The sequence below is a fragment of the Flagellimonas sp. genome (assembly GCF_965215805.1).
Taxonomy (GTDB): domain Bacteria; phylum Bacteroidota; class Bacteroidia; order Flavobacteriales; family Flavobacteriaceae; genus Flagellimonas.
In genome coordinates this window covers 1731483-1754864 of record NZ_OZ244124.1, presented here as the reverse complement: position 1 = coordinate 1754864, position 23382 = coordinate 1731483, and the positions used below count along the sequence as shown (strand labels likewise).

Below are 23382 nucleotides of genomic sequence, written 5' to 3'. Positions count from 1 at the left end.
TCATCTTTTAAGTATTTTATGGGTTCGTTCAGATAAGCCTAGCAACTTAATAAAGTATACTCCACTTGGGTAGTTTTTAAAATCAACCGATATACTATTGTTCTGCACTTTAGCCTTGAATGACTCCAATAACATCCCCTGAACGTTTAACAATTGGACACTAATCATTTCATTGTTTTCATGAATAAAAAATACCGCCTCAGTTTCAATAGGATTAACATAACTATCCTGTACTAATTCTCCCCCAACATCAATGGTATATGATCCCTCACAATCATACTTAGACGAAATCTTCACTTTATCTCCGTTGTTCGCATGGAAAGAGAAACTATTCGTATTGAATTCTCCAAGCTTTTCGTCATTTACCGCAACGGTAAAAGGAAAGCTACCTTTATCAACCAGTACATTGATTCTTTTTCCGGTTCCCTCAACAATTGTTGTGGTCTTCGCTTCCAAACCTTTCGATTGAAGAATAGTAAACTCATACAAGTATGTGCTGCTGCCACCGACTTCCAAAATACGTATTGAATATGTCCCAGCTTGCATATTTTCAAGCATAAAATCCTTGCTGAATGTGTACAATTCATCTTCCAAGTATAAATTGTATTCAGAAGTTATTAGGGCTTCAATTAGCAATGTTCCATTAGCTTTGTCAGGACATGTCTCATCAGTTGATGTAATTCGAAAATTGTTTGCGGGTAAAGGTTCTAGAGTAGTAAACGAGCTAACTTCTGAATAGTGATCGATTCCATTGGAATCTGTACCTTTTAGCCTGTAATTGTATTGTGTTTCGGATAACAAGCCCGTCAGCAATCCTTCAATTGCTATTGTACTTCCAGAGCCTGAAGCACTTGGTGTGGCAAAAGTACTATGGTCAAATTGATTATCAACACCATATTCTATTTGTATATTTCTCAAAATACCTGTATTGGAAAAAACCCTACCAGTAACCAACACTGATTCTCTTCCTATTTCTTTAATTTGATCATTCAGTAAAACCGTGTTCTCGGAAAGGCTAAAGATTGCTTCGGGGCCATTTACGACCTTCTCTCCCAATTTTGCTTTAATACGATAGTAATAGATGTTGTCGGGGGTCAAACCTTCAATAGTAGTTGAAACGTAGCCTGTTCTATTGATCTCAATTATATTTGGGGTTCCTTCTTGTTGATTTAAAAAATTCTCAGGGCCATACTCAAAAACAATTTCGGTTAAATTATCCTTATACGCACTGATGTTGGCCCGTAAGGTAACATCAGAACCCGAAATATTGGGAATAAAATAATTGACGTTAAATTCTGGCCTAGTAGTAAAATTGGTTATTCCAGAGTAAACTACTTCACCATTATATTCAGCTCTCGCTCTAACAAAATATTGGGATTCAGCATTCAAACTTTCCAGGGTAGCCTGGACATTCACGGTTCCATCGTTAATGGTTACAGTAGATGGGCTGGCCGGTACACTTTCTTCCAAAGAGTTCTCATCCATACCATATTCAAAGCTAATCTGGGACAAAGGCTCATTATTGGTCAATGTTTGTACAGATACCACTGCACTTTCCGCACTATAATTATATACCGGACTGATTGTTAATCTAAAGTTTTCGGGTGTTGTAAAAGTTTTCAATTCACTATAGTATACTTCACCTTGTTTTACTGCCACAGCTCTATAATCATAGGTAGTTGCGGCTTCCAGCCCATTGATTGACGCTATAAAATCTTCATTTCTGCCCGATTGGACAGTTCCATTAAATTCAATTACATTATCAAGAGAGCCGTTCTCACCATATTCCAACCTTAAATTGGTAAGCGCTTCTGAATTAGAGGCAAAAACACATGGAATATTTACGGAAATTGCCGTAATATCCGTTGGCGCCCCAACAGTAACTCCCACTTCTTGATAGGTTACTTGGCTTTTTAGTATTTTTCCATAGCTTCCGGTTATAAAAACTTCTTCTTGGTTGTTTATGTTTATATCATTTAGACCAGACAACGAGAATATCCATTCCCACGTGCGGCCACCGTTTTCCGTTTTATATAGAGCTCCGTAGTCATCGGCAATATAACCTATGTTGTAATTGAAAAATTTAACAAACTCAAAATCTCGATAAGGCAACTCGAGTGTTTCCCAGCTATCCCCACCATTTACAGTTTTAATTCCAAAACCATCATCTCCCACAGCATAGCCAGTTTGGGCATCGAGAAAATAAAAATCCCCTATTTCCTCTTCAATCACAAAATTCTGGCTCCAATTTTCACCGCCATCCGTGGTTTTGAATATTACATTTGGGATTGCGCTGCCAACTCGTCTACCATAACCAATACTTTCATTTAAAAATTGAATTTGACCAAGTGATTCCAAAAGAACCACACGCCATATTTCTCCTCCATCCGTCGTTTTATAGGTTCTTCTGGTGTTAAAACCTCCGCTGGCAAAACCCAAATTTTCATTCACGAAATCAAAAGAATAAGCTCCGTAATCAAAGTAAAGTCCAACATTTTCAGGTTTAACCCATGTTTTTCCACCATCCACAGTTTTGTATACTTCATCCGCCCCTGTAGAAACATCAACAATGCAAAAACCAACATTATCTCCAATAAAATCGAATTCTCCCAAATAATTGCCAACACTTGGGGTTCCCAAATATTCCCAATCCTGACCGTTGTTTGAGGATTCAAAAAATTCGGTGCCAACAGATATGATTCCGTTATTATTAGGTAAGAACTCAATTTGTCCAACCCCGTTGATAGGAGCATATAATTCCCAATTTTCACCAGAATCCTCGGTCATTGCAATCCGTCCTCTTTGACCAACTGCAAAACCTCTGTTTTCATCAAAAAAATATACCCCATACATATCTGTATATTCGATGCGTGCCAAATCAACTCCTATTCTACTCCAATTATCCCCACCATCGGTAGTTTTGAGAACCCCATATTCACCTGCCCCAAATCCAATGTTATCGTCAATAAATTGAAATTCGAGAATAGGCTCCGTTAGTCTATTCATTTCCTGCCATGTTTCCCCACCGTCAATAGTTTTATACAACTGACTGTGCTCTCTTGTTGCATAACCAATGCTTTCACTTTTAAAATGGACTGTAAAAAAAGAATTGGGTGCAACATTGGTGAAGTCCGCCGTAATGTACCAATTGTCACCACCATCCACGGTCTTAAAGATTTGACCATTGTCGGAAACAGCATGGCCTACTGTAGCATTCACAAAAAATGTTTTGTTGATCCTACCATCTGGGATATTTTTTTGAATCCAGGTATCTCCTCCATTGGATGAAAGGAAGATTGAATTGTTACTGGAAGCGATCAGGTTATCTGGATCCAAAATAGTAATTGTGTTCAGAGGTTCAGCAATTCCGATATTCTTTGTGGACCATGTAGAACCTGAATCCTCCGTCTTTAACACATACCCTGAGTTTCCAACAATAGCTCCAGTTGCTCCATTGAACGCCATATCGGTAGCGCCAGATAGCTGTGCTTTAAGTTCCCATTTTTCTCCAGAATTTATGGTATGAAACAGCTCATTACTTGTGATATAGAATCCTTCAGTATCCGATACAAAATGAATATCCCAACCAGGTAAAAAACTTGGTTTGGGATTTAAGGTTTCCCAACTTTGCTGTGCGTTGGAAAAAAGACATAAAAGTGTGCTAAACAAGCAGAAGTGTAGTTTTTTAAGCATAAGTTGGTAAGAGTTAGTTTATAGCATACAATGCAAATTGTTATGGTGATTGCGTATTAAGTTCAATAAAAGTTAGCTTTAATCGTTCGACCTGTTCTTCTTTCAGCATCCAATATGTATATGGTGGTTTCCCTTTCCGGATCAAGGTAGTACGAAGGAAATAGTTGCCGAATATCCAAGACCACCCGTAATTCCGTTTTTTCTTCATTCACTTGAATCTGCGAACCTCTTGGGTCCATGAGATATGTAGAACCGTTTGGGGCAGGAATAGCAATGTAGGTGGTTAAGTTTTCACCTAACATGACCAACTCATCATTATATCCATACTGGTTTTTGTCAACCGACAAAGGCAGGGGTGCATTCTCTTGCTTGATGTCCACTGTAAATTCAGAAACCACTTCAATACCATTTGCTTCATATACTACCTTATAGTTTTCATTGGTGGGCGTGAGTTCAGGAATTGACCCTCTAACATTAAAAACACGCATCAATCCATTCTCATAGTTAGTGGTCTCCAAAATTTCTATCGGAAATTTATTGGACCCGTCATATAGATAAATCTGAGCATCGGGGGCATCAGCATCCATAAATGCACCCTGGATATTGAAAGTTGCTCCTACAAAAAACTTGGCAGGGTTGCTGAAAGCACCTATCCTTTCAACCCGAGGGAAGTTGGCGATGACCCTATATTCTTTTTTTTCTCCATTTTCAGCAGTAACTTCATACGTTACCGGATTACTGAAATCCTGGATATCTCCAATTTCAGGGGAAATTGTAGCATATTCCGGTATGGTTATTTCTGTGGTCAAATGTGACCTATCCAAATCCCCGAAATCAAACCAAATTATCCCAGATTGCTCATCAATTTTGGCTTCGGAAACTGTATCGCCATTCCTTACGGAAAAGAAAGTAATATTGTTTTTAGTACTTAACGGTCTATTGTTTATAATAACCCTATAAACTGCAGGGGAACCATTTGAGGCTAGGATGGTATAGGATACAATTTCATTAAAATTTTGAGCTTCCCCAGGACCGGGGTTTACAGTGGCATGCTCCGATATTTCGAAAGTAGGTGTTAAATTGTTCAAATCAGCGCCGGCAACATTGAAGGTTACCGTTTTTTCTTCCTCGTCTATGAGGCCAATTATTTCTTCACCATTAATGTTCAATTTGAATGATAACAACTTGTTCTCATCAGTTAATATTACCGTTTCATCATTTACAATCACCTCATAGTTTCTTTCTTCTCCGTTTTCGGCAGTTACAGTATAGAAAATCGGCGAGCTGAAGTCTTGTACAGAGGACTCTGAAGGACTGATTTTGGATTTTGATGATATGGTTATATGTGGAGTTAAATTAGCCAATTCAGCATTTTGGGTGTTGAACATTATTTTCTTTGAAGCATCAATTATATCTCCTTGAATCAATTCCCCATTTATGGGCAATTCAAAATTTAGAATATAATTTTCACTGCTCAAGGGCACTTCAACGACTCCTTCATCTTTCGAACAGCCCAAAAAGAAAATGAAGGCCCAACAATACATAATTGTTTTTTTCATTTAGTAAAACCTAATACTTTTGGATAAACAACTAATTCCCCATTCCCTTTGACAAAAGTGGGAGAAGTATCCACGTAATCTCCAATTCTTATTTGCCAAAGCAAGTTTCCATCTTTTGTGTTTAGACAATACAATAAGCCTTCACGGTCGCACACATACAATTTTTCACCATATACCACGGGGGATGCAGATACAGAGCCAGAAACATCTCTTTTCCATATTTCATCTCCATTTTTTGCATTTATAGCTATAATAGAGCCGACGCCATTGCCAATTATGCCCATATACAAAGTTTCATTTTCCAGAAACGGGGTCGAAACAGTTCCCCAAGTTGTTGTTTTGCTCCATATTATTGATCCATTCAGAGGGTTTATGCCATATATACCCTCTAAGGCAACAATAATTAATTGTTCCCCAAACTGACTAAAAGATGAGGGGTTGTTAATATTTATCACCCAATTTTCTTCTCCAGTATTTTTGTTAAGTGAGTACACCCTACCATCACCTCCAAAGAATATTGAAATGCCAGTCACAATTGGATTTCGCCTGTATGACGGAACTCCTTGATTGGAAGAACTTATTAAATCATACTGCCATTGAATTTCACCACTTAGCTTATCTATGCAAAATAGGACGTCATCCCTACCACTAATTGTATATATATTACTTTCTGAAATTGTAGTAGGTGTATGCGTAGAAAAAGTATTGCCCAGGTAGGTTGCCCAATTCTCGCCTCCTCCATTGGAATCAACCGAATAGATCTTTCCGTCTCCGTGCTTAAAGTAAACTGAATTGAAATCTTTGTCGATTACAATGTCTTGGTATTTAGAGTATCTAGTAGATGTTATACTATCATATACCTGCACTTCTTCTCCTGTCAACAAGTCTAGTCCAGTCAATTTTCTATCCCAAGAGGTAAGCACTTGATTTTTATTTAAAGGCGGGGCAAAAAAACGGTCGGCTGACTTGCCCACCCAAAGGATATCTTGAACTTTTGTATCAATTGCATACATCACCCCAGAGGAGTTTGTTACAAAAATAAGCTCACTTTCAGGTGCTTCTATATCAAACTCCAATTTGCTGGTTCCTCCTTTTTGGTCAGTAGCAAAAATGGTGATCTTCTCGTTTTGGTTGTACGTAAACGCCATTGTAGCAACTGACTCCTCATATTCCCCAATTTTTACTGAATTTTTGTACACATGGTAGGTTATAGGGTCAGTATCTTCAGCATCAGTCCAATCTATAGTAAATTCCCGCTTATTAAACTCCACACCTACAAACTCCATAGCACCAGGCAGGGTATTCTCTGTGGCAGTAGTTGATCTTTCAATCACAATAGTATAGGCCTTTTCCATTCCATTTTCAGCCGTCACGGTATATCTGGTAACATTGTTGAAATTTTGGGCGGAACCTGCAGATGGACTAATAAACGCTGTTGAAGGAAACTTTATGATAGGAGTCAATGAAACGGGAAGCTCCTCTGCAAATTCGAAAGTAATTCTACCCGTTTGCTGATTAATCAAACCTTCGTGTAGGCTGTTGTTAATGTTCAGTTGGAATGATGTAATGTTATTCTCTGCACTTTTGGGTTCTTCCTTACTACAGGATGATTGAAAAAGAATAATCAAAGCAACAAAAGGAAAATGAAAAATACTGGGGAAATTCCAAATCAAATTAGGACTTGGGCATGGAAATTTGGTCATTTCGGTTAAGTCATGTAAAAATGTGAATGCTAAAGTAGCTATTCAGATAAATAAGACAAAGACTTGATCGATTAAACTTAATTTTTTTAGTCCAAAAACAAATAAGTAGTTAAAAAAATATTGATAAAGTATTAGGATTTTTTCATCATTTAACAATGAATTTTCTGATAATTGGAGAAGGGACAAAAGTTCTAAATCAAAGGGTGAAAAATGACAAATACCCAAACGTAACTCGTATTCGAGATTTCAACATATAAAGTTCAACTATGTTAATAGGTGAGCATTGCTTTGTGCATAAAAAAGATCCATTGGTAAACTTTGAAAACAAGACATTAAGTTCGGAACAGATTGCAAAAACCACTAAAGCTTTCTGAAAAAATTACGCATGCAATCCCGTAGTTTTTAGACCATCATACTTTGCGATTTTCAAGGATGGCAAAAAAAGTATCGACAGAAGCATAATTTCTAGAAGCTAACCCTGGTCAAGGCCGCTATTTTTACAACTTGCTACAACATCTACTCCAATAATTCCAAAGAACTGGACTAAAACATCGATATGAACAGCTCAAAAAAACTAACTGTCCTTATACTCTTTTGTTTATTTAGCATGGCGCTAATACATGCCCAAAAACCTTATGAACCCACATGGGAATCTCTGGATTCCAGACCAGTTCCCGATTGGTTCCAAGATGCCAAATTTGGGATCTTTATCCATTGGGGACCCTACTCCGTACCGGCATGGTCGCCCAAAGGAACCTATTCTGAGTGGTATCAATATTGGTTACAAAGCTCTGCCCTTTTTGGTAATGGGGATTTTAAAGGAGACGAGGTCACCCAATACCATAACAAGAAATATGGAGCGGATTTTAGCTATTACCAATTTGGTGATCTTTTTAAAGCCGATTTATTTGAGCCCGACGAATGGGCACAGCTCTTTGAGAAAGCTGGAGCCAAATATATTGTTCTAACCTCCAAACATCATGATGGATTTACCTTATGGCCCAACGAGCAAGCCAACGACCGAGGTTTTGCCTGGAACAGTATGGAAATTGGACCCGAAAGGGATTTGGTTGGCGAACTTTCTACGGCTATCAAAAAAACACCCATTAAAATGGGGCTTTACTATTCTTTATACGAATGGTACCATCCATGGTGGCAAAAAGACAAGCCTCGTTTTGTGGATGAGCACTTCCTTCCCCAAATAAAAGATTTGGTGCAAAAATATGAACCGGATGTGCTGTGGGCAGACGGAGAATGGGACATGGAAGATGACAAATGGAAGTCCAAGGAATTTCTTGCCTGGCTCTTCAATGAATCCACTGTCAAGAACTCCATTGTGATCAATGACCGTTGGGGCAAAGGGATTCGAAAAATACACGGGGGCTATTTTACCACGGAATACGAGTCCGAAGCTCCTGAATTTACCAAACCCTGGGAGGAATGCAGGGGCATGGGTTTCTCCTTTGGATATAACCAAAATGAAGATGCCCAAGATTACAACTCTCCCAAAGCCTTGGTCTTGATGCTTGTCAACATTGTTAGTACGGGTGGGAATTTGTTGTTGGACATTGGACCGGATGGGCGCGGTTCCATTCCACCCATCATGCAGGAACGTCTCTTGAACATTGGACAATGGTTGAAAACCAATGGGGAGGCCATCTACGGCACTAGACCTTGGAAGCACTCTTTTCAATGGTCTGAAGGCATTCAAAATTACAAACCCGAACAGCATTATCTGGGCGGGGATTTTATCTTGAAGCAAACCGTTGACCCAGAAGAAGGGTATGCAGTCAAGGAAGCATTTTTCACACAAAACCAAGAAGCCTATTTTGCCATAGTCCCAAAATGGCCTGGCAAAGAGCTGACCATACGTGATTTTAACCCTAAAAAAGGAACCAAAGTGGTACTACTTGCCACTGGTAAAGAAGTAACTTGGAAACAAGCTGGTAACGACATGGTTTTGGTAATGCCAGAATATGATCCCAACAAGATTAAGCCTACAGATCTATATGCTTATACCTTTAGAATAACAAAATAAGGGTAAGCAATTTTGAGGTATTAGCGGATCAAGGGACAAAATCCTTTATGACCAACTTCCTATAATACGACAGTGGATGAGATGAAAACACTTAAGATATTAGTATTCATTTTGATGGGTGTACCCATGATCTATGCCCAATCCCATGTTGATGTTGGTGACTTGGAAATTACCCTGGCCCAACAAAGCTATAGCGCTCCTGTAAAAAATAAATCCGTTGCGGGCGAACCATTATCAATAGCCGGTGAAGGGTTTGACAAAGGAATTGGTGTGCATGCCCGTTCCTCCCTCAAAATCAAAATGTATGATGGATCTAATTTTTCGGCCAAGGTCGGCATCAACGATTCCAAGATAGACTATTCGGCAAGCTCCATCAAGAGCATTCCGTTGACTGATGGTAAACGCATGTTTTATCAGGTAACAGATACCCGTAAACAGTTTGTGGGTCTAGAAGGGGCCAACGGAAATGTTGATGAAGGCAGTGCCATTTTTAAAGTGCTTCATAATGGCAAGGAGGTCTTTAACAGTGGTTTGATGCGCAAGGGCGATACGGCCAAAAATGTGGATCTACAGGTAAAAGGAGGTATTTTGGAATTGATTGTGGAAGATGGCGATGATGGAGCCAGTGGTGACCACGCGGTTTGGATAAATCCAAGCATCGAATATTTTGAGATTGCCCCAATCATTGTGGAAGCTGAGTACATTGGTGAAGCTCCAACAATGGACAAGGCCCTAGAGGAGCGGTTGATGGCGAAGATAAGCGCCTTACCAAAGACAGAAACGCCTTTGGCCCAGCCCAAATACGATTGGCTTCTGGACAATTCCCAAGCCAAGGCAAACATTTATCGTACCAACACCAACAAAGATATTGTCCTCTCCAACGGACTTGTAACTCGAGTTTTTCGCCTATCCCCCAATCTGGCAACCATTGATTATATCAATCAAATGACAGGTGAAAGCTTGCTTCGTGCAGTTTCCAATGAAGGAGTATTGACCATAGATGGCAAACCTTATACTATCGGCGGACTCAGCAAACAACCCGAATATGCATATACCCTAATGACATGGGTAGATCAGTTGGCTGCCACTCCAAATGCCTTTCTGATTCAAAATTTTGAGATAAAGGATATCGAAGATCGCTTAGCATGGAAACACGTCCGATGGGCTTCAAATCCGAATATGCCCAAGGGAAAGGAATTGGTGTTCACTTTGGTTAAGGACGAAATCAAAGTCAAAGTCCACTATGCTTTATACGATGGATTGCCCACTTTGAGCAAGTGGATAGAGGTCATCAATGAAGGGGATTTGTTGGTGCAGTTGAATCATTTTAAGTTGGAACAACTGGCGATGGTTGAAGGTGAAAGTTTGGTGGACGTTCCAGAGCATTTTGAAAAACCGAACATTCACATTGAAACGGATTATGCCTTTGGGGCCATGCAGCAAAAAACATCGGATAAAACCACCTATTGGGAAGTAGATTCAAGGTACACCTCCCAAACCAACTACCCGCTGCAATTGCCATGTATCTTGGAGGTACGACCGCCGCTGGGACCAGACACAGGTATTCCACCTGGGGATACCCTGACCACTTTCAGGGTATGGGAAACCCCGTTTGATAGTTTTGACAAGGAACGCAAGGGGCTTTTCTTAAGAAAAATGTATCGGACCATTTCACCATGGACCACGGAAAATCCCATTTTTTTACATCTCACCTCAACGGATCCACAAAAGATAAAAACCGCCGTGGACCAATGTGCTGAAGTGGGCTACGAAATGATTATCTTAAGCTTCGGAAGCGGATTGGATATGGAAAAAGAGTCCGAGGCCTATTACCAAAAATTCAGGGATTTGGTAGCCTATGCCAATTCCAAGGGAGTGGAACTCGGAGGTTATTCCCTCCTCTCCAGTAGATGGATCAGTGATGAGGTGGATGTCATCAACCCTAAAACCGGAAAACGAGGAGGTATGATCTTCGGTTCATCACCTTGTTTGAGTAGCGACTGGGGCTACGATTATTTTAGAAAAATCAAAAAGTTCTTTACCAAAACGGGGATGCAGGTCTTTGAAAATGACGGATCCTATCCAGGAAACGTTTGCGCTTCAACCCGTCATGCGCATCACAATGGATTGGAAGATTCCCAATGGAAACAGTATGCCCAAATCCAAGGATTATACAAGTGGATGCGTGCCCAGGGAATTTATATGAACGTTCCCGATTTTTATCTCAATTCAGGAACCAACAAAACGGGTATCGGCTATAGGGAAGTCAATTGGTCCTTGCCCAGAAACAGACAATTGGTATTGGGGCGCAGCAACATTTATGACGGGCTTTGGAAAAGCATTCCCAGTATGTGCTGGACATTTGTTCCCTTGACGGAATATCATGGTGGTGGCGCTGCGGCGACACTTGAACCTTTAAATGAGCACTTGGATGCCTACGAAAGCCATATGATGCAGAATTACGGTTCTGGGGTTCAGGCTTGTTATCGCGGGCCTAGGTTGTACGATACCCCAAAAACCAAAACGGTAGTCAAAAAGGTCATTGATTGGTACAAGAATTATCGGGAGATTTTGAATAGCGATATCATCCATTTAAGGCGTCCTTCGGGAAAGGATTGGGATGGTTTTATGCACGTGAATCCAAGATTAAAGGAGAAAGGCTTGCTTATGGTATTCAATCCCACAGACAAGGATATGCTTAGAAAAATTGACCTTCCATTATACTATACAGGGCTAACGGAAACAGCCAAGGTTAAGGAAAAGGAAGGGTCGTTCAAAACGTATCAGCTAACTAGGGATTATAAAATCAATATTGAGGTAAATATTCCAGCAAACGGATACACCTGGCTTGTAATCGAATAAGAAAAAACAAATGGGAACAACGGACAAAACAATCAAGAGTCATAAAAGCAGAAGGGATTTTATTAAACTCTCCGCCATGGCGGGCACGGCCATGATTTTGCCTTTAGAGGTGTTTCCCCATAGCTTCAAAAAGGAATCCCTTGAGATTGGACTAATTGCAGATGTCCATCAGGATATAATGCATGATGCAGAAGCCCGATTGCAAGCATTTATGGATGAGGCCAACCAACGTCAGCTCGATTTCATTATCCAACTAGGGGATTTTTGCATTCCTCGGGATCAAAATCAAGATTTCATGTCCATTTGGAACAGCTATGCGGGTCCAAAATACCATGTACTTGGTAATCACGATACCGATCTAGGGTTTACCAAAGAGCAAACCAGAACGTTTTGGGACATGCCTTCCAATTATTATTCCTTTGACAAAAAAGGCATCCACTTTGTGGTCTTGGATGGCAATGATCCCAATCCAAAACCTTGGGAAGGCTATAATCGTTACATAGGCCAGGAACAGCAAAGGTGGCTCAAGGACGATTTGGATAAAACAGACAAACCCACAATTATCTTCAGTCATCAAACCTTGGAATTGGAGGATGGAGGGGTCGCCAACCTAAAGGAAATTCAAAAGATTTTGGAAGAGGCCAATGCATCTGCTGGATATCAAAAAGTACTCTGCTGCCTGAGCGGTCATCACCACACTGACTTTATGACCAAGATCAATGGGATTTATTATTTACAGGTCAACAGTGCATCCTATCGCTGGGTGGGCGGTGACTACCAAACTATCCGATATAGTAAGGAAATTGACGCGCAGCATAAGTGGATCAAATACACCATTCCCTATAAGGAATCTTTGTTCACCTTCATGAAAATCGATAAAGACAAAATCACCTTGGAGCCCAGAAAAACTGAATTTGTTGGTCCTGGCCCCAAGGAAATGGGAATGCCTGAACCTGCTCCACATGACCCCATTGTTCCAACAATCACAGGATTCCAAATGAAGTTGAAGTCATGAGGCATTTTTTGTGTTTGCTGACCCTGCTTGCAGTACTGCTATCATCATGTCAGGACACAAACACGCTTGACAAGGCTCCTATCAAAATTGCCTGTGTGGGGAATAGCATTACCTATGGTTCAGGAATGGCCAATAGGGAAATGAATGCCTACCCTAAACAACTACAGCACCTCTTGGGCGATGCATATCAGGTTGAAAATTTTGGGGTAAGCGGTAATACGCTTTTGCAAAAGGGAGATCATCCTTATTGGGAATCCGATGCCTACCAAAAAGCGCTGGCTTTTGCTCCAGATATTGTTTTTATAAAACTGGGCACCAATGATTCCAAACAACAAAATAGAGTCTATCTGGACACAGATTTTGAAAAGGATTATGCGCAACTAATTCAATCCTTCAAAACCCAAAATGAGGATACAAGAGTTGTACTTCTTTTACCAGTACCTTCTTTTCTAGAGGACTCCACCAGTATTTGGAATCCCATTATCCAGGATAAAATCATCCCACTTACCCAAAAAGTGGCCTATGAAACAGGAAGTGAAGTTGTGGACCTAAATCAAATATTTGCTGGGGACGAATCCATGTTCCCTGATAAGATTCACCCATCATCATTGGGAGCAACTAAAATGGCGCAGCGGGTTTATGAACAGCTGGTGCAAAAGACCATATCGACTTACAACATCTTGGAAAATCAGGGTGTTCAAATTGAAAGCAAGGAAAATTTTCATGGGTTTCAACAGACCAATTTCAAATACAAGGACCTGAATTGTAAAGTTGTTCAACCCAAACGGACGGTAAAAGGAAAACCATGGGTGCTTCGTGCCCGATTTTGGGGCCATGAACCCCAAACAGATATTGCCTTGTTGGAAAGAGGTTTTCATATTGCCTATTGCGATGTGTCCAATCTGTTTGGAAACAAAGAAGCTGTGAGCCGCTGGAACGACTTTTATGATTTTATGACAGGGGCAGGACTTTCGGAAAAAGTAGTTTTGGAAGGCATGAGTCGTGGCGGATTGATTATCTATAACTGGGCAGCCGCCAATCCTGAAAAAGTGGTCTGCGTATACGCCGATGCGCCTGTTTTGGATGGTACAAGTTGGCCCGGAGGTAAAGGGAATGGTAAAGGGAGTCCCTCGGATTGGGAACGGTTTAAACAGGTATACGGTCTTTCCTCAGAATCGAATCTTGCTAATTTTGATGGAAATCCAATCCATAAAACCACCACCCTCGCCCAGGCTGGGTTTCCCATGCTTCATGTTTGTGGAGAAGCGGATAAGGTAGTTCCAGTTGAAGAGAATACGGTGGTTTTCGAGCAGGAAATTCAAGCTGCAGGTGGAAATATAAAGACCATATACAAACCCGATGTGGGTCATCATCCCCATAGTTTGGAAAATCCAACACCGATTGTGGATTTTATCTTGAGGACCTCCAGCCGAAAAGTCAATTTTGCGTCCATACCCTCGCCTGGTTCCGAATACCGATCCGCTGCTGGATGGAAAGAGGGTAAAGGTTGGTGGTACCAAATGCAGGACATTGACTCTTTAAGTCGATTTTCGGGTGACTTAGATCTGTTATTAATTGGCAATTCCATAACCCAAGGCTGGGGTGGAAACCGTACGCTGACCACCTATAAACCAGGGCTCCCAGCAGCCGAAAAGCACCTTAAAAACTTAAATTGGGTCTGTGCAGGTATTTCGGGTGACCGAACACAGCATACCGCCTGGAGAATTAAAAATGGTCATTACGATGAAGGAAGCCCAAAGTTTGTCACTCTGGCCATAGGGGTGAACAATTTTCCATATAACTCCGCAGAGGAAATTGCCGAAGGCATTCGCTTGAACGTTGAATTATTGAGGGAGAAATTACCCAACTCCAACATCCTACTTTTTGGCCCACTCCCCACTGGTTTGGACAAAAACTCGGAAAGAAGAAAGAAGTATGAGAAGGTTCATAAGCTCATTAGTTCATTCGGAGATGAAAAGTCCGTTCATTATTTCAATTTGATTGAAAGTTTCATTGATGAAGAAGGCAAGTTGGACAGCAATTATTATAGTGCTGACGGCATTCATTTGCAACCTGCGGGCTATGAGGTTTGGGGAGCATTTATTGCCGAACAAATCGAAAGATTGGAAGCCAATAACTAGAAAATAAAAGTGAATAGAATACTATAAAATGAAAAAAATAATTGTCGCCATAGCCTTACTGGTTTTCCTACCCATGAACTCCCAAACGCAGGATTCTGTTGCACGTAAGGAGAAAAAAATGCAATGGTTCAAAGATGCCAAACTTGGGATTTTTATTCACTGGGGGCTCTATGCCGTGGATGGAATAGACGAGTCATGGTCATTTTTCAATGGGTACATTTCCCATAAAGATTACTTGAAACAAACCAAGGGATTCTCTGCAAAAAAATACGACCCAAAAGCTTGGGTACAACTAATTAAAGAAAGCGGTGCACGCTACTCGGTTATTACCTCCAAGCATCATGATGGTTTTGCTTTGTGGGATACCAAATTTGGCCAGTTGAATGCCATCAAGGGTTCCGCAGCCAAAAAAGATGTATTGACCCCCTTTGTTAACGAGTTGAGAGAGAACCAACTTAAAGTTGGAATTTATTACTCCTTGCCAGACTGGTCCTATGGGGATTATACCCATTTTACGCGGGACTCCATTCGCTATACAATTGAAGAACAGCCTAATCGCTGGAAAAAATTCCTAAACTATTACCAAGGACAGTTGAAAGAGCTATCCGAGAATTACAATCCCGATCTTTATTGGTTTGATGGGGACTGGGAGCATAACTCCGAGGAATGGGAAGCTCCCAAGGTGAGACAGATGCTCTTGGACAAAAATCCAAATACCATTTTAAATTCCCGATTGCGGGATCAAGGCGATTATGCAACCCCGGAACAGGGAATGCCCATTACCAAACCTAAAAGCAAATTTTGGGAACTGTGCATGACCATGAACAACTCTTGGGGTTTTCAAAAAAACGACCATGACTATAAGACTACAGGACAAATCATAGGAATCTTCTCTGATGTAATTGCCAACGGAGGCAACCTATTGCTGGATATTGGCCCCAAAGCCGATGGAACTATCCCCAAAGAACAGGTAGGCATCTTAAAGGGCTTGGGAAGATGGACCAACAAACATCAAGAGGCCATCTATGGAACGGTTGCCGGTATCCCTAAAGAACATTTTTATGGTCCAACCACTTTATCCAAAGACCGGAGCATTCTTTACCTTTTTGTAAAAGGCAATCCCCAGGGAGAAGTTGTGGTCCGTGGGCTTAAAAACAAAATCAACCGTATTTGGGTGGTAGGCCAAGGGTCAAAACTGTCCCATAAGGTTGTTGGAAAAGTGTACTGGAGCCATTATCCTGGAATCACCTATATCAACGTCCCCGATCATGTGCTGGATGAAGAAATGACTGTACTAGCCCTACTTTTGGATGGAAAAGTAGCCCTATACCGTGAAGATGGAGCAGTTATAGAAAGTAACTAAAACAAGCTATTTCAAGTTGTAAAATGCCATGGCATTGGCTCCCATTATTTTGTCCTTTTCGGACTGGCTCAAGCCTGCAATGGCGTTGGTGACCAATTGCTTTACTTGTTGGTAATTGGCCGCCACCAGACAAACAGGCCAATCTGAACCGAACATGATCCGATCCGGACCGAAAGCCTCCAAAACCAAATTGATATACGAATCAAACTGATCGGGGACCCAATGTTTATAGTCGGCTTCGGTAACCATTCCTGAGAGCTTACAATGCACGTTTCCATGCTCTGCAATCTTTTGCATGAGTACGGCCCAGCCATCATAAAAGCCATCTTTGATATAGGGTTTTGCAATGTGGTCAATAACAAATTGCTGGTTGGGAAATTGTTTTACAAATTCCAAAACCGCTCCCAACTGATGGGGAAAAACCAAGATGTCATAGGTATAACCATACTTCTCTAAGAGGGATATTCCCCTGGTAAAACTGCGGCGTAACAAGAAATTATGGTCAGGCTCCCCCTGTACCACATGCCTCCACCCTTTTAGGAAAGGGTTGGATTGATATTTCTCCAATTCCTTTTCAACGGAAACACTTCGTAAATCCACCCAACCTACAACTCCTTTTACAAATTCATGGGTAGCAGCCAAATCCAGCAAAAAACCTGTCTCTTCCAAACTTTGGTCCGCTTGCACTGCTACACAGCCGTTGATGTCGTTCTCTGCATAGACCTTTTTTAATTGTTCTGGAAGAAAATCACGGCGGATAACGGCCATTTCATCATCAATCCATGCGTGTTTCTCTGGGTTGTAATTCCAAAAATGTTGGTGGGAATCAATGGTCATTTTAGCACTGGTTTTATAGGGTTGGATGTATCAAATCTAATGTTTTTCTTTGGGCAAAGACCTCTATTTTCGAGGGAATTTTGTGATATGAAGCTTATCCATTCCCAGATTGGATAACTGGAAAATCAGAGGTGAAAAGCGGTGAATTGTGACTTTGTAAATATTGCTGTGTCTAATTAGCATAGTTTTAAGAAAAAACTTAGTTTTATTACAATTAAAAAATACTACCATGGGTAAATTCGAAATTAAAACAGACAAATCAGGGCAATTTAGGTTCAACTTAAAAGCAGGCAACGGACAAGTAATTCTAAGTAGTGAAGCATACACTACCAAAGCTGCCTGCGAAAATGGGATTGAATCCGTTAAAACAAATTCCCAAGATGACAATCGATACGATAGAAAAACGGCCAAGGATGGAAGTCCTTATTTTAACTTAAAAGCTTCCAACGGTCAGGTCATTGGAGCAAGTGAAATGTATTCCAGCTCTTCCGCCATGGAAAATGGAATTGCATCAGTGAAAAGTAATGCTCCCGGTGCTGATGTAGAGGACAATTCGTAAGGTCTACCAAGGAAATCCTTTTTACATCCAAAAGTTAAAACAGCCCAATTGGGCTGTTTTTTTGTTGCCATCATTTCTTCTGCAAGGCCTACACAACACAAATCCAAGGGCATATTTCAACAAGTTTCAAATGGAAAATCACAAAATGGGTTTTCTTTTTGAGAATAAATCAATGCCCGATATCAAAAAAAATAGGAAATTAGACGCGCAAAAATCACCCTGGAGAATTACGATAAAATCCTGTCCATACCATGTCGGATTACAAAAACTTTGAAGCTGAAATACGTGTTGAATCCCCTGGAAGAATCAATCTTATTGGGGAACATTTGGATTATAATGGCGGCCAAGTGCTACCGGCAGCCATCAATCTGAAAGTCAGACTTCATTTTAGAAAAAACAATAGCTCCAAATGCAATTGCTACTCCAAAAATTATGATGATCATTTTGAGTTTGACCTAAACCAAATCAAAATCAGTGAAAAGGAATGGCATAACTATTTCTTGGGTGTGGTCCACTTTATTGATCAAGCGCATCCCAACAAAATTGGTGGGTTTGATTGTATTGTGGAAAGCGAACTGCCCATTGGTTCCGGGGTTAGTTCTTCCGCTGCCCTGGAATGTGGTATTGCGAAAGGACTTGACCAGCTGTTTTCCATTGGGCTTACGGATGACGAAATCATAACCATGGCCAGGGATGCCGAGCACCATTTTGTAGGTACCAAATGCGGTATCATGGATCAGTTTGCTGTGGTCCGTGGCAAAAGAGGAAATCTAATTCGTTTGGATTGCAACGATCAATCCTATCAATACGTTCCTGCAGATTTCAACTCCTATTCCATTGTGCTGCTAAACACCAATGTATCGCATAATTTGGCCACGAGCGAGTACAACCTCAGACGTCAGGAGTGTGAATCAGGACTTAAGTCCATACAGGCCAAATATCCTGAGCAAAAAGTATTGGCGCAGGTTCCAGAGGAAATTATAAATGAGATAGGGTCGGGTCTAGCTTCCAAGACTTTTGATAGAATTCGATATGTAGTTCAAGAAAATGCTAGGACGATAGCGGCTAGTGAAGCTTTGGTAAATGGTGACTTAATGACTTTTGGTCAAAAGCTATTTGAATCCCATTCCGGCTTGAGCCAACTCTATGAAGTAAGCTGTCCAGAGCTTGATTTTCTTGTGGATCTGGCAAAAGGCTTCGAGGGCGTCATTGGATCCAGAATGATGGGAGGTGGTTTTGGAGGCTGTACTATCAACTTGGTTCAGCAAGATCAAGTGGAATCATTTATCGCAACGGCGTCCCAAGCCTATTCCGAAAAATTCAATATTCAACTAAGTCCGTTCACCGTTGCCATCGGGGATGGGGTAAAACTGGTAAGCTAAGTATGTCAAAGATGTTGACCGAACAACCGCACAGGAGGTATAATATTCTCACAGGGGAATGGATTCTGGTATCACCACACCGAACCAAACGACCTTGGCAGGGCAAGACCGAAAAATCAGCTACAGACCAGCGACCCCAATACGATCCCAACTGTTACTTATGCCCCACCAACACTAGGGCCAATGGAGAGGTCAATCCAGATTACAAAAGCACTTTTTCCTTTATAAATGATTTTGGTGCCATTGTAATGGACGGGGAACAAACCGAGTACAACGAGGGCCTTTTCAAAGCTATATCGGAACAAGGGATATGTAAGGTGATTTGTTTTTCCCCTGACCACAGCCTCACTTTGCCTCTTATGTCGGTGGATGGAATTACCAATGTGGTCAAACTTTGGAAACGGGAATACGCTGAACTGGGCGCAATGGAAGCCATCAACCATGTCCAGATATTTGAGAACAAGGGAGACATTATGGGATGCAGTAATCCCCATCCCCACGGACAAATATGGGCGCAATCCTCCATTCCGGAAGAACCACGCAAAAAAACGGCGACACAGTTAGCATATTTTCAAAATCATGGAAGAAGCCTTTTGGGCGATTATCTAAAACAAGAGCTGGAGGCTAAAGAAAGAATTGTTGCTGAAAACGAGGATTTCGTAGCCCTGGTTCCTTTCTGGGCCATATGGCCCTATGAAGCCATGATCATTCCAAGAAAACACTATTCCAACATTGGGCAATTAAGCGCTTCTGAGGAACGATCTTTTGCTGCTATTATAAAGGCATTGACCATAAAGTTTGACAATCTTTTTGAGGTATCCTTTCCATATTCAGGTGGGATTCACCAAGCCCCAACTGATGGCAAAGAGCATCCCGAATGGCATTTCCATATGTCCTTTTACCCTCCCCTATTACGATCCGCCACGGTAAAGAAGTTTATGGTAGGATATGAAATGTTTGGAAACCCTCAGCGCGATATTACCGCAGAAATGGCGGCCAAAAGCTTGAGGGAATTATCCGAAGTACATTACAGCCAATCTTAAAAAACCCAAGTATGAACAAAGAAAATTTAATCCGATTCTCGTTTAACTTTCTCCTAATAGTGGGGGTTTTATTTATGGGCTGCAAGGAAAAAACTGCCCCGAAAGGCGTTGAAGCTACCCAACCCCCCATAAAAAAAGAAACACCAATATCGGTAGTTACAAAAATCCCAGAAGGAATTGAGGTGCCAAAAGGTATGGTATGGATTCCCGGGGGAAATTTCTATCAAGGTGCGGTTGCCAATGATCCCATGGCCATGGGCCACGAAAAACCAAGCCACCCCGTGGCAGTTGATGGGTTTTTTATTGATGTTTCCGAAGTAACGAATGCCCAATACGCCAAATTCACCAAGGAAACAGGCTATATCACTTTAGCGGAACGGAAAATTGACTGGGAAGAAATGAAAAAGCAACTTCCAGCGGGAACACCCAAGCCTCATGATTCCATTTTGCAACCAGGCTCCTTGGTCTTTCGAGAAGGGATGGTCACCAACCTGCAAGATTATTCCCAATGGTGGAAATGGACCATTGGCGCCAACTGGAAACAACCCAACGGCCCTGGAAGTTCCATAAAAGGCAAGGATAACGAGCCTGTGGTTCATATTGCCTATGAAGATGCCATTGCCTATTGTGAATGGGCCGGTAGAAGATTGCCCACGGAAGCCGAATGGGAATATGCTGCCAGAGGTGGCAACGCCAATGGGATTCATTTTTGGGGCGATGATGTGGATTCCCTTTATAAAAATGCCAATACCTGGACAGGTGAATTCCCCAGTACCAATGATCAAAGTGATGGGTATGTACGCAGAGCTCCCGTAATGTCCTATCCCCCTAACGGTTATGGTCTGCATGATATGGCAGGAAACGTATGGGAATGGACCAGCGATTGGTACAATACCAATTATTACAAAGAACAGGCCGCAACTGGAAAAACCCAGCACAATCCCCAAGGAGCAAGCAGGGCATTTAATAGCATCAATCCATATGCAGTTGAAAAGGTGATAAAAGGAGGATCCTTCCTTTGCAGTGCTTCTTATTGTGCCAGTTATCGGATTTCCTCCCGGATGGCCACAAGCTTGGATTCAGGACTGGAACATCTAGGATTCCGAACGGTTCTGGATGCCCGACCGAAGAAAAAGGATTCTAGTTAAACACCAATTCATCCAAGAAAATAAAACTTTTCCCACCAGGCACTGGATGCCAATCCGGGTTTTTAAGGGGACTTTTCACCAATAGTTTGACTTTTTTCAGCTGGGTGGGTGGGATTTCAATATCATATATCAACCGTTCTATATTGATTGAAGGTTGTCCAAGGGGAAGGTCTATGGATTTTAGTTGGGTGTAGCTGCTCCCATCCTTGGAACCCCAAACGGTATAACCGACTGGTCTAAAAATCCAATTTGTGGGTATGGAAAGGCTCCCAACAGCAATATGGGATATGGTGGTTGGTTCTTTAAATTCCACGGTAGCGGTCATATGCTTTGCTTCAAACCCCAACCATTTGCCATCCACAAAATTTGAGGTGCCGCGCGAAAAGTCCACCAAGGTGTTGCCTCCTTTGGAAACGTATTTTGGATGCGGTTCGGATGCCAGACTAATTCGATTCACTTTCACCCCGGATTTCAAAAAATCCATGGAGCTTTCCAAGCTAGGTTCCCAACCGTCCAAAGTGGCAAACGTTCTTAACTTGCCAGTCTCGTTGATGAAAAATGGTTCCACATACTCTTTGGGCAAGGTATCGTTTTGAGCCGTTTCCAAGACGTAGAAAATTTTGGCTCCATCAAAAAATTGCTCCAAGGAAACTTGGATTGAATCCTTAAAAACTTCATGTTCCGCAATAATTGTAGGCGGACCTAGAGTACTGGCCGCAAAAACGCTATCCGCAATCTGCCCCTGTATTTCCACCTGCCTTTGTTTCTCTTGAAAAGCGAGCAGACCTTCCGGGGTCATTGGGGTTTGCCAAACAAACAACTTCTTTAGATTGGATAATTTGGACAGCTGATCCAGTCCTGTATCATCCACGGCAGTTCCAAATAGATTAAGGGATTCCAACAGTTTAAACCGCTTGATTTCCTTGAGACCTTCGTTGGTTATCTGGGTGTTCTGCAGCTGTAACTTGATCAAGTTTTTGAAGGGCTTCAACAGCTCGATCATTTCATTGTCCATGTTGGTATAGCCCAAATTTAACTGCACCACATTGTCCTTATAAGTCTCCAATAATTCAAAATCAGCTTCGGATAGATTTTTACGCTGTAAAAAGTTAACCAAGAGCAAGGGCTTTTCCTCCGAAATCAGTTGAGCAGAAATATTGTTCTGTGCCAAAAGATCCATGAAATCTTGGGGAACCTCATCCACTTTTTCTGCCAACAGTGCCTCAGCAGAGGTGTCTTTTTCCAGGGCCTCCAAGGCCGTCGTCAGCTTTCCTTCGTGATGTAAATCCTCCACCAAACAATCAAAGCAATGCTCGTTTTCCATCCACCATTCCATAAGCATAACCTCCTCTGTTGTAAGCTGCACTTTCCCTTTGGGCGGCATATGCTCTTCATCTTCCAGAGGTAAATGAAGGCGATGCATCAGCAGGCTCATTCCCTCTTGTTCCAAAGAATCCAACAAGGCACCTGAATCTCCCCCCGCAACCAAACTGCTTTCCGAAGTCAGCAACAAACCTCCCTTGGTTTTGCCGCTGTTATGGCAACTCACACACTTTCGCTGCAAAATAGGTTGAACAATATCAGCATATACAGCGGCCTTTTCCACATTTTCAATAACTGGGTCTTCGTACTTTTCTGCAAATAAAAAGTCCTCTCCATGTGTGAGGCTTCCCCCATAATGGCCTGTTGCCGTAAGCAAAATCAACACCACCACAAATACGGGCATATAAGACTTTTGAGCTTGTTTATTGCTGGATTTCTTCAGAAAGAACAGGACTGCTGCCCCCACCGAAAATGCTATGGCTATCCATCTATGCAAATCCAATAATTGCTCATCATAACCTCCATTTCCACCCAAAAACCATCCTGTGACCACCGATATTAATGCACTGATGGCGCCAATTGCCAAGGCAAACAAAATAGTTCCGTTGTCCTTTGGTAGAGGTTTTTTGCGATAATACAACTCCATAAGGAAAGCCAACAGCAATATTCCTATGGGTAAATGAACAAATAAAGGGTGTAAATTTCCTGGTGGCATT

14 protein-coding genes are annotated in these 23382 nt (G+C 41.5%); 9 read left to right on the top strand and 5 right to left on the bottom strand.

The window, feature by feature from the left end; genetic code table 11:
• From ACOOE0_RS07805 to ACOOE0_RS07795, 3 genes are all read right to left on the bottom strand, one after another.
• Window positions 1-3693: a YCF48-related protein gene (locus tag ACOOE0_RS07805; RefSeq protein ID WP_420401909.1), complete on the bottom strand. Its 3693-nt coding sequence runs from the start codon at window positions 3691-3693 to the stop codon at window positions 1-3.
• 62 nt (window positions 3694-3755) lie between these two features.
• Window positions 3756-5252 (bottom strand): DUF5018 domain-containing protein, encoded by a 1497-nt coding sequence (locus tag ACOOE0_RS07800; protein ID WP_420401908.1) that lies wholly within the window; start codon window positions 5250-5252, stop codon window positions 3756-3758.
• On the bottom strand, window positions 5249-6925 hold the full coding sequence (locus ACOOE0_RS07795; protein ID WP_420401907.1) for a PQQ-binding-like beta-propeller repeat protein: 1677 nt from the start codon (window positions 6923-6925) through the stop codon (window positions 5249-5251). Before ACOOE0_RS07795 ends, ACOOE0_RS07800 begins: the two co-directional genes overlap by 4 nt.
• Before the next feature lie 637 nt (window positions 6926-7562).
• Here ACOOE0_RS07795 and ACOOE0_RS07790 point away from each other — a divergent pair.
• From ACOOE0_RS07790 to ACOOE0_RS07770, 5 genes are all read left to right on the top strand, one after another.
• A complete protein-coding gene (locus ACOOE0_RS07790; RefSeq protein ID WP_420401906.1) occupies window positions 7563-8993 on the top strand; it encodes an alpha-L-fucosidase in 1431 nt (476 codons plus the stop codon).
• An 81-nt stretch (window positions 8994-9074) separates the two neighbouring features.
• Entirely contained in the window at window positions 9075-11855 is a 2781-nt protein-coding gene (locus ACOOE0_RS07785) for an NPCBM/NEW2 domain-containing protein (protein WP_420401905.1), read from the top strand.
• Window positions 11856-11865: 10 nt separating this feature from the next.
• Entirely contained in the window at window positions 11866-12870 is a 1005-nt protein-coding gene (locus ACOOE0_RS07780; protein WP_420401904.1) for a metallophosphoesterase family protein, read from the top strand.
• Window positions 12867-15011 (top strand): GDSL-type esterase/lipase family protein, encoded by a 2145-nt coding sequence (locus ACOOE0_RS07775; RefSeq protein WP_420401903.1) that lies wholly within the window; start codon window positions 12867-12869, stop codon window positions 15009-15011. The genes ACOOE0_RS07780 and ACOOE0_RS07775 overlap by 4 nt, the downstream gene beginning before the upstream one ends.
• A gap of 28 nt (window positions 15012-15039) precedes the next feature.
• Window positions 15040-16374: an alpha-L-fucosidase gene (locus ACOOE0_RS07770; RefSeq protein ID WP_420401902.1), complete on the top strand. Its 1335-nt coding sequence runs from the start codon at window positions 15040-15042 to the stop codon at window positions 16372-16374.
• 6 nt (window positions 16375-16380) lie between these two features.
• Here the strand turns inward: ACOOE0_RS07770 and ACOOE0_RS07765 are convergent, their stop codons facing one another.
• On the bottom strand, window positions 16381-17211 hold the full coding sequence (locus ACOOE0_RS07765; RefSeq protein ID WP_420401901.1) for an amidohydrolase family protein: 831 nt from the start codon (window positions 17209-17211) through the stop codon (window positions 16381-16383).
• Window positions 17212-17440: 229 nt separating this feature from the next.
• Here ACOOE0_RS07765 and ACOOE0_RS07760 point away from each other — a divergent pair, with 229 nt between their 5' ends.
• The 4 genes from ACOOE0_RS07760 to ACOOE0_RS07745 all read left to right on the top strand — a co-directional run bounded on the left by ACOOE0_RS07760 (window position 17441) and on the right by ACOOE0_RS07745 (window position 21343).
• The gene (locus tag ACOOE0_RS07760; RefSeq protein WP_420401900.1) at window positions 17441-17770 is read left to right on the top strand and encodes a YegP family protein; all 330 of its coding nucleotides are present in this window, start codon (window positions 17441-17443) and stop codon (window positions 17768-17770) included.
• 251 nt (window positions 17771-18021) lie between these two features.
• Window positions 18022-19152 carry a galactokinase gene (gene galK, locus ACOOE0_RS07755; protein ID WP_420401899.1) on the top strand — a complete coding sequence of 377 codons (1131 nt, stop codon included), beginning with the start codon at window positions 18022-18024 and terminating at the stop codon, window positions 19150-19152.
• 2 nt (window positions 19153-19154) lie between these two features.
• Window positions 19155-20195: a UDP-glucose--hexose-1-phosphate uridylyltransferase gene (locus tag ACOOE0_RS07750; protein WP_420401898.1), complete on the top strand. Its 1041-nt coding sequence runs from the start codon at window positions 19155-19157 to the stop codon at window positions 20193-20195.
• An 11-nt stretch (window positions 20196-20206) separates the two neighbouring features.
• The gene (locus ACOOE0_RS07745; RefSeq protein ID WP_420401897.1) at window positions 20207-21343 is read left to right on the top strand and encodes a formylglycine-generating enzyme family protein; all 1137 of its coding nucleotides are present in this window, start codon (window positions 20207-20209) and stop codon (window positions 21341-21343) included.
• Here ACOOE0_RS07745 and ACOOE0_RS07740 read toward each other — a convergent pair.
• A complete protein-coding gene (locus ACOOE0_RS07740) occupies window positions 21336-23381 on the bottom strand; it encodes a DUF2231 domain-containing protein (protein ID WP_420401896.1) in 2046 nt (681 codons plus the stop codon). The two genes, ACOOE0_RS07745 and ACOOE0_RS07740, sit on opposite strands and share 8 nt — an antisense overlap.
• Between the last annotated feature and the right edge of the window lies 1 nt (window position 23382).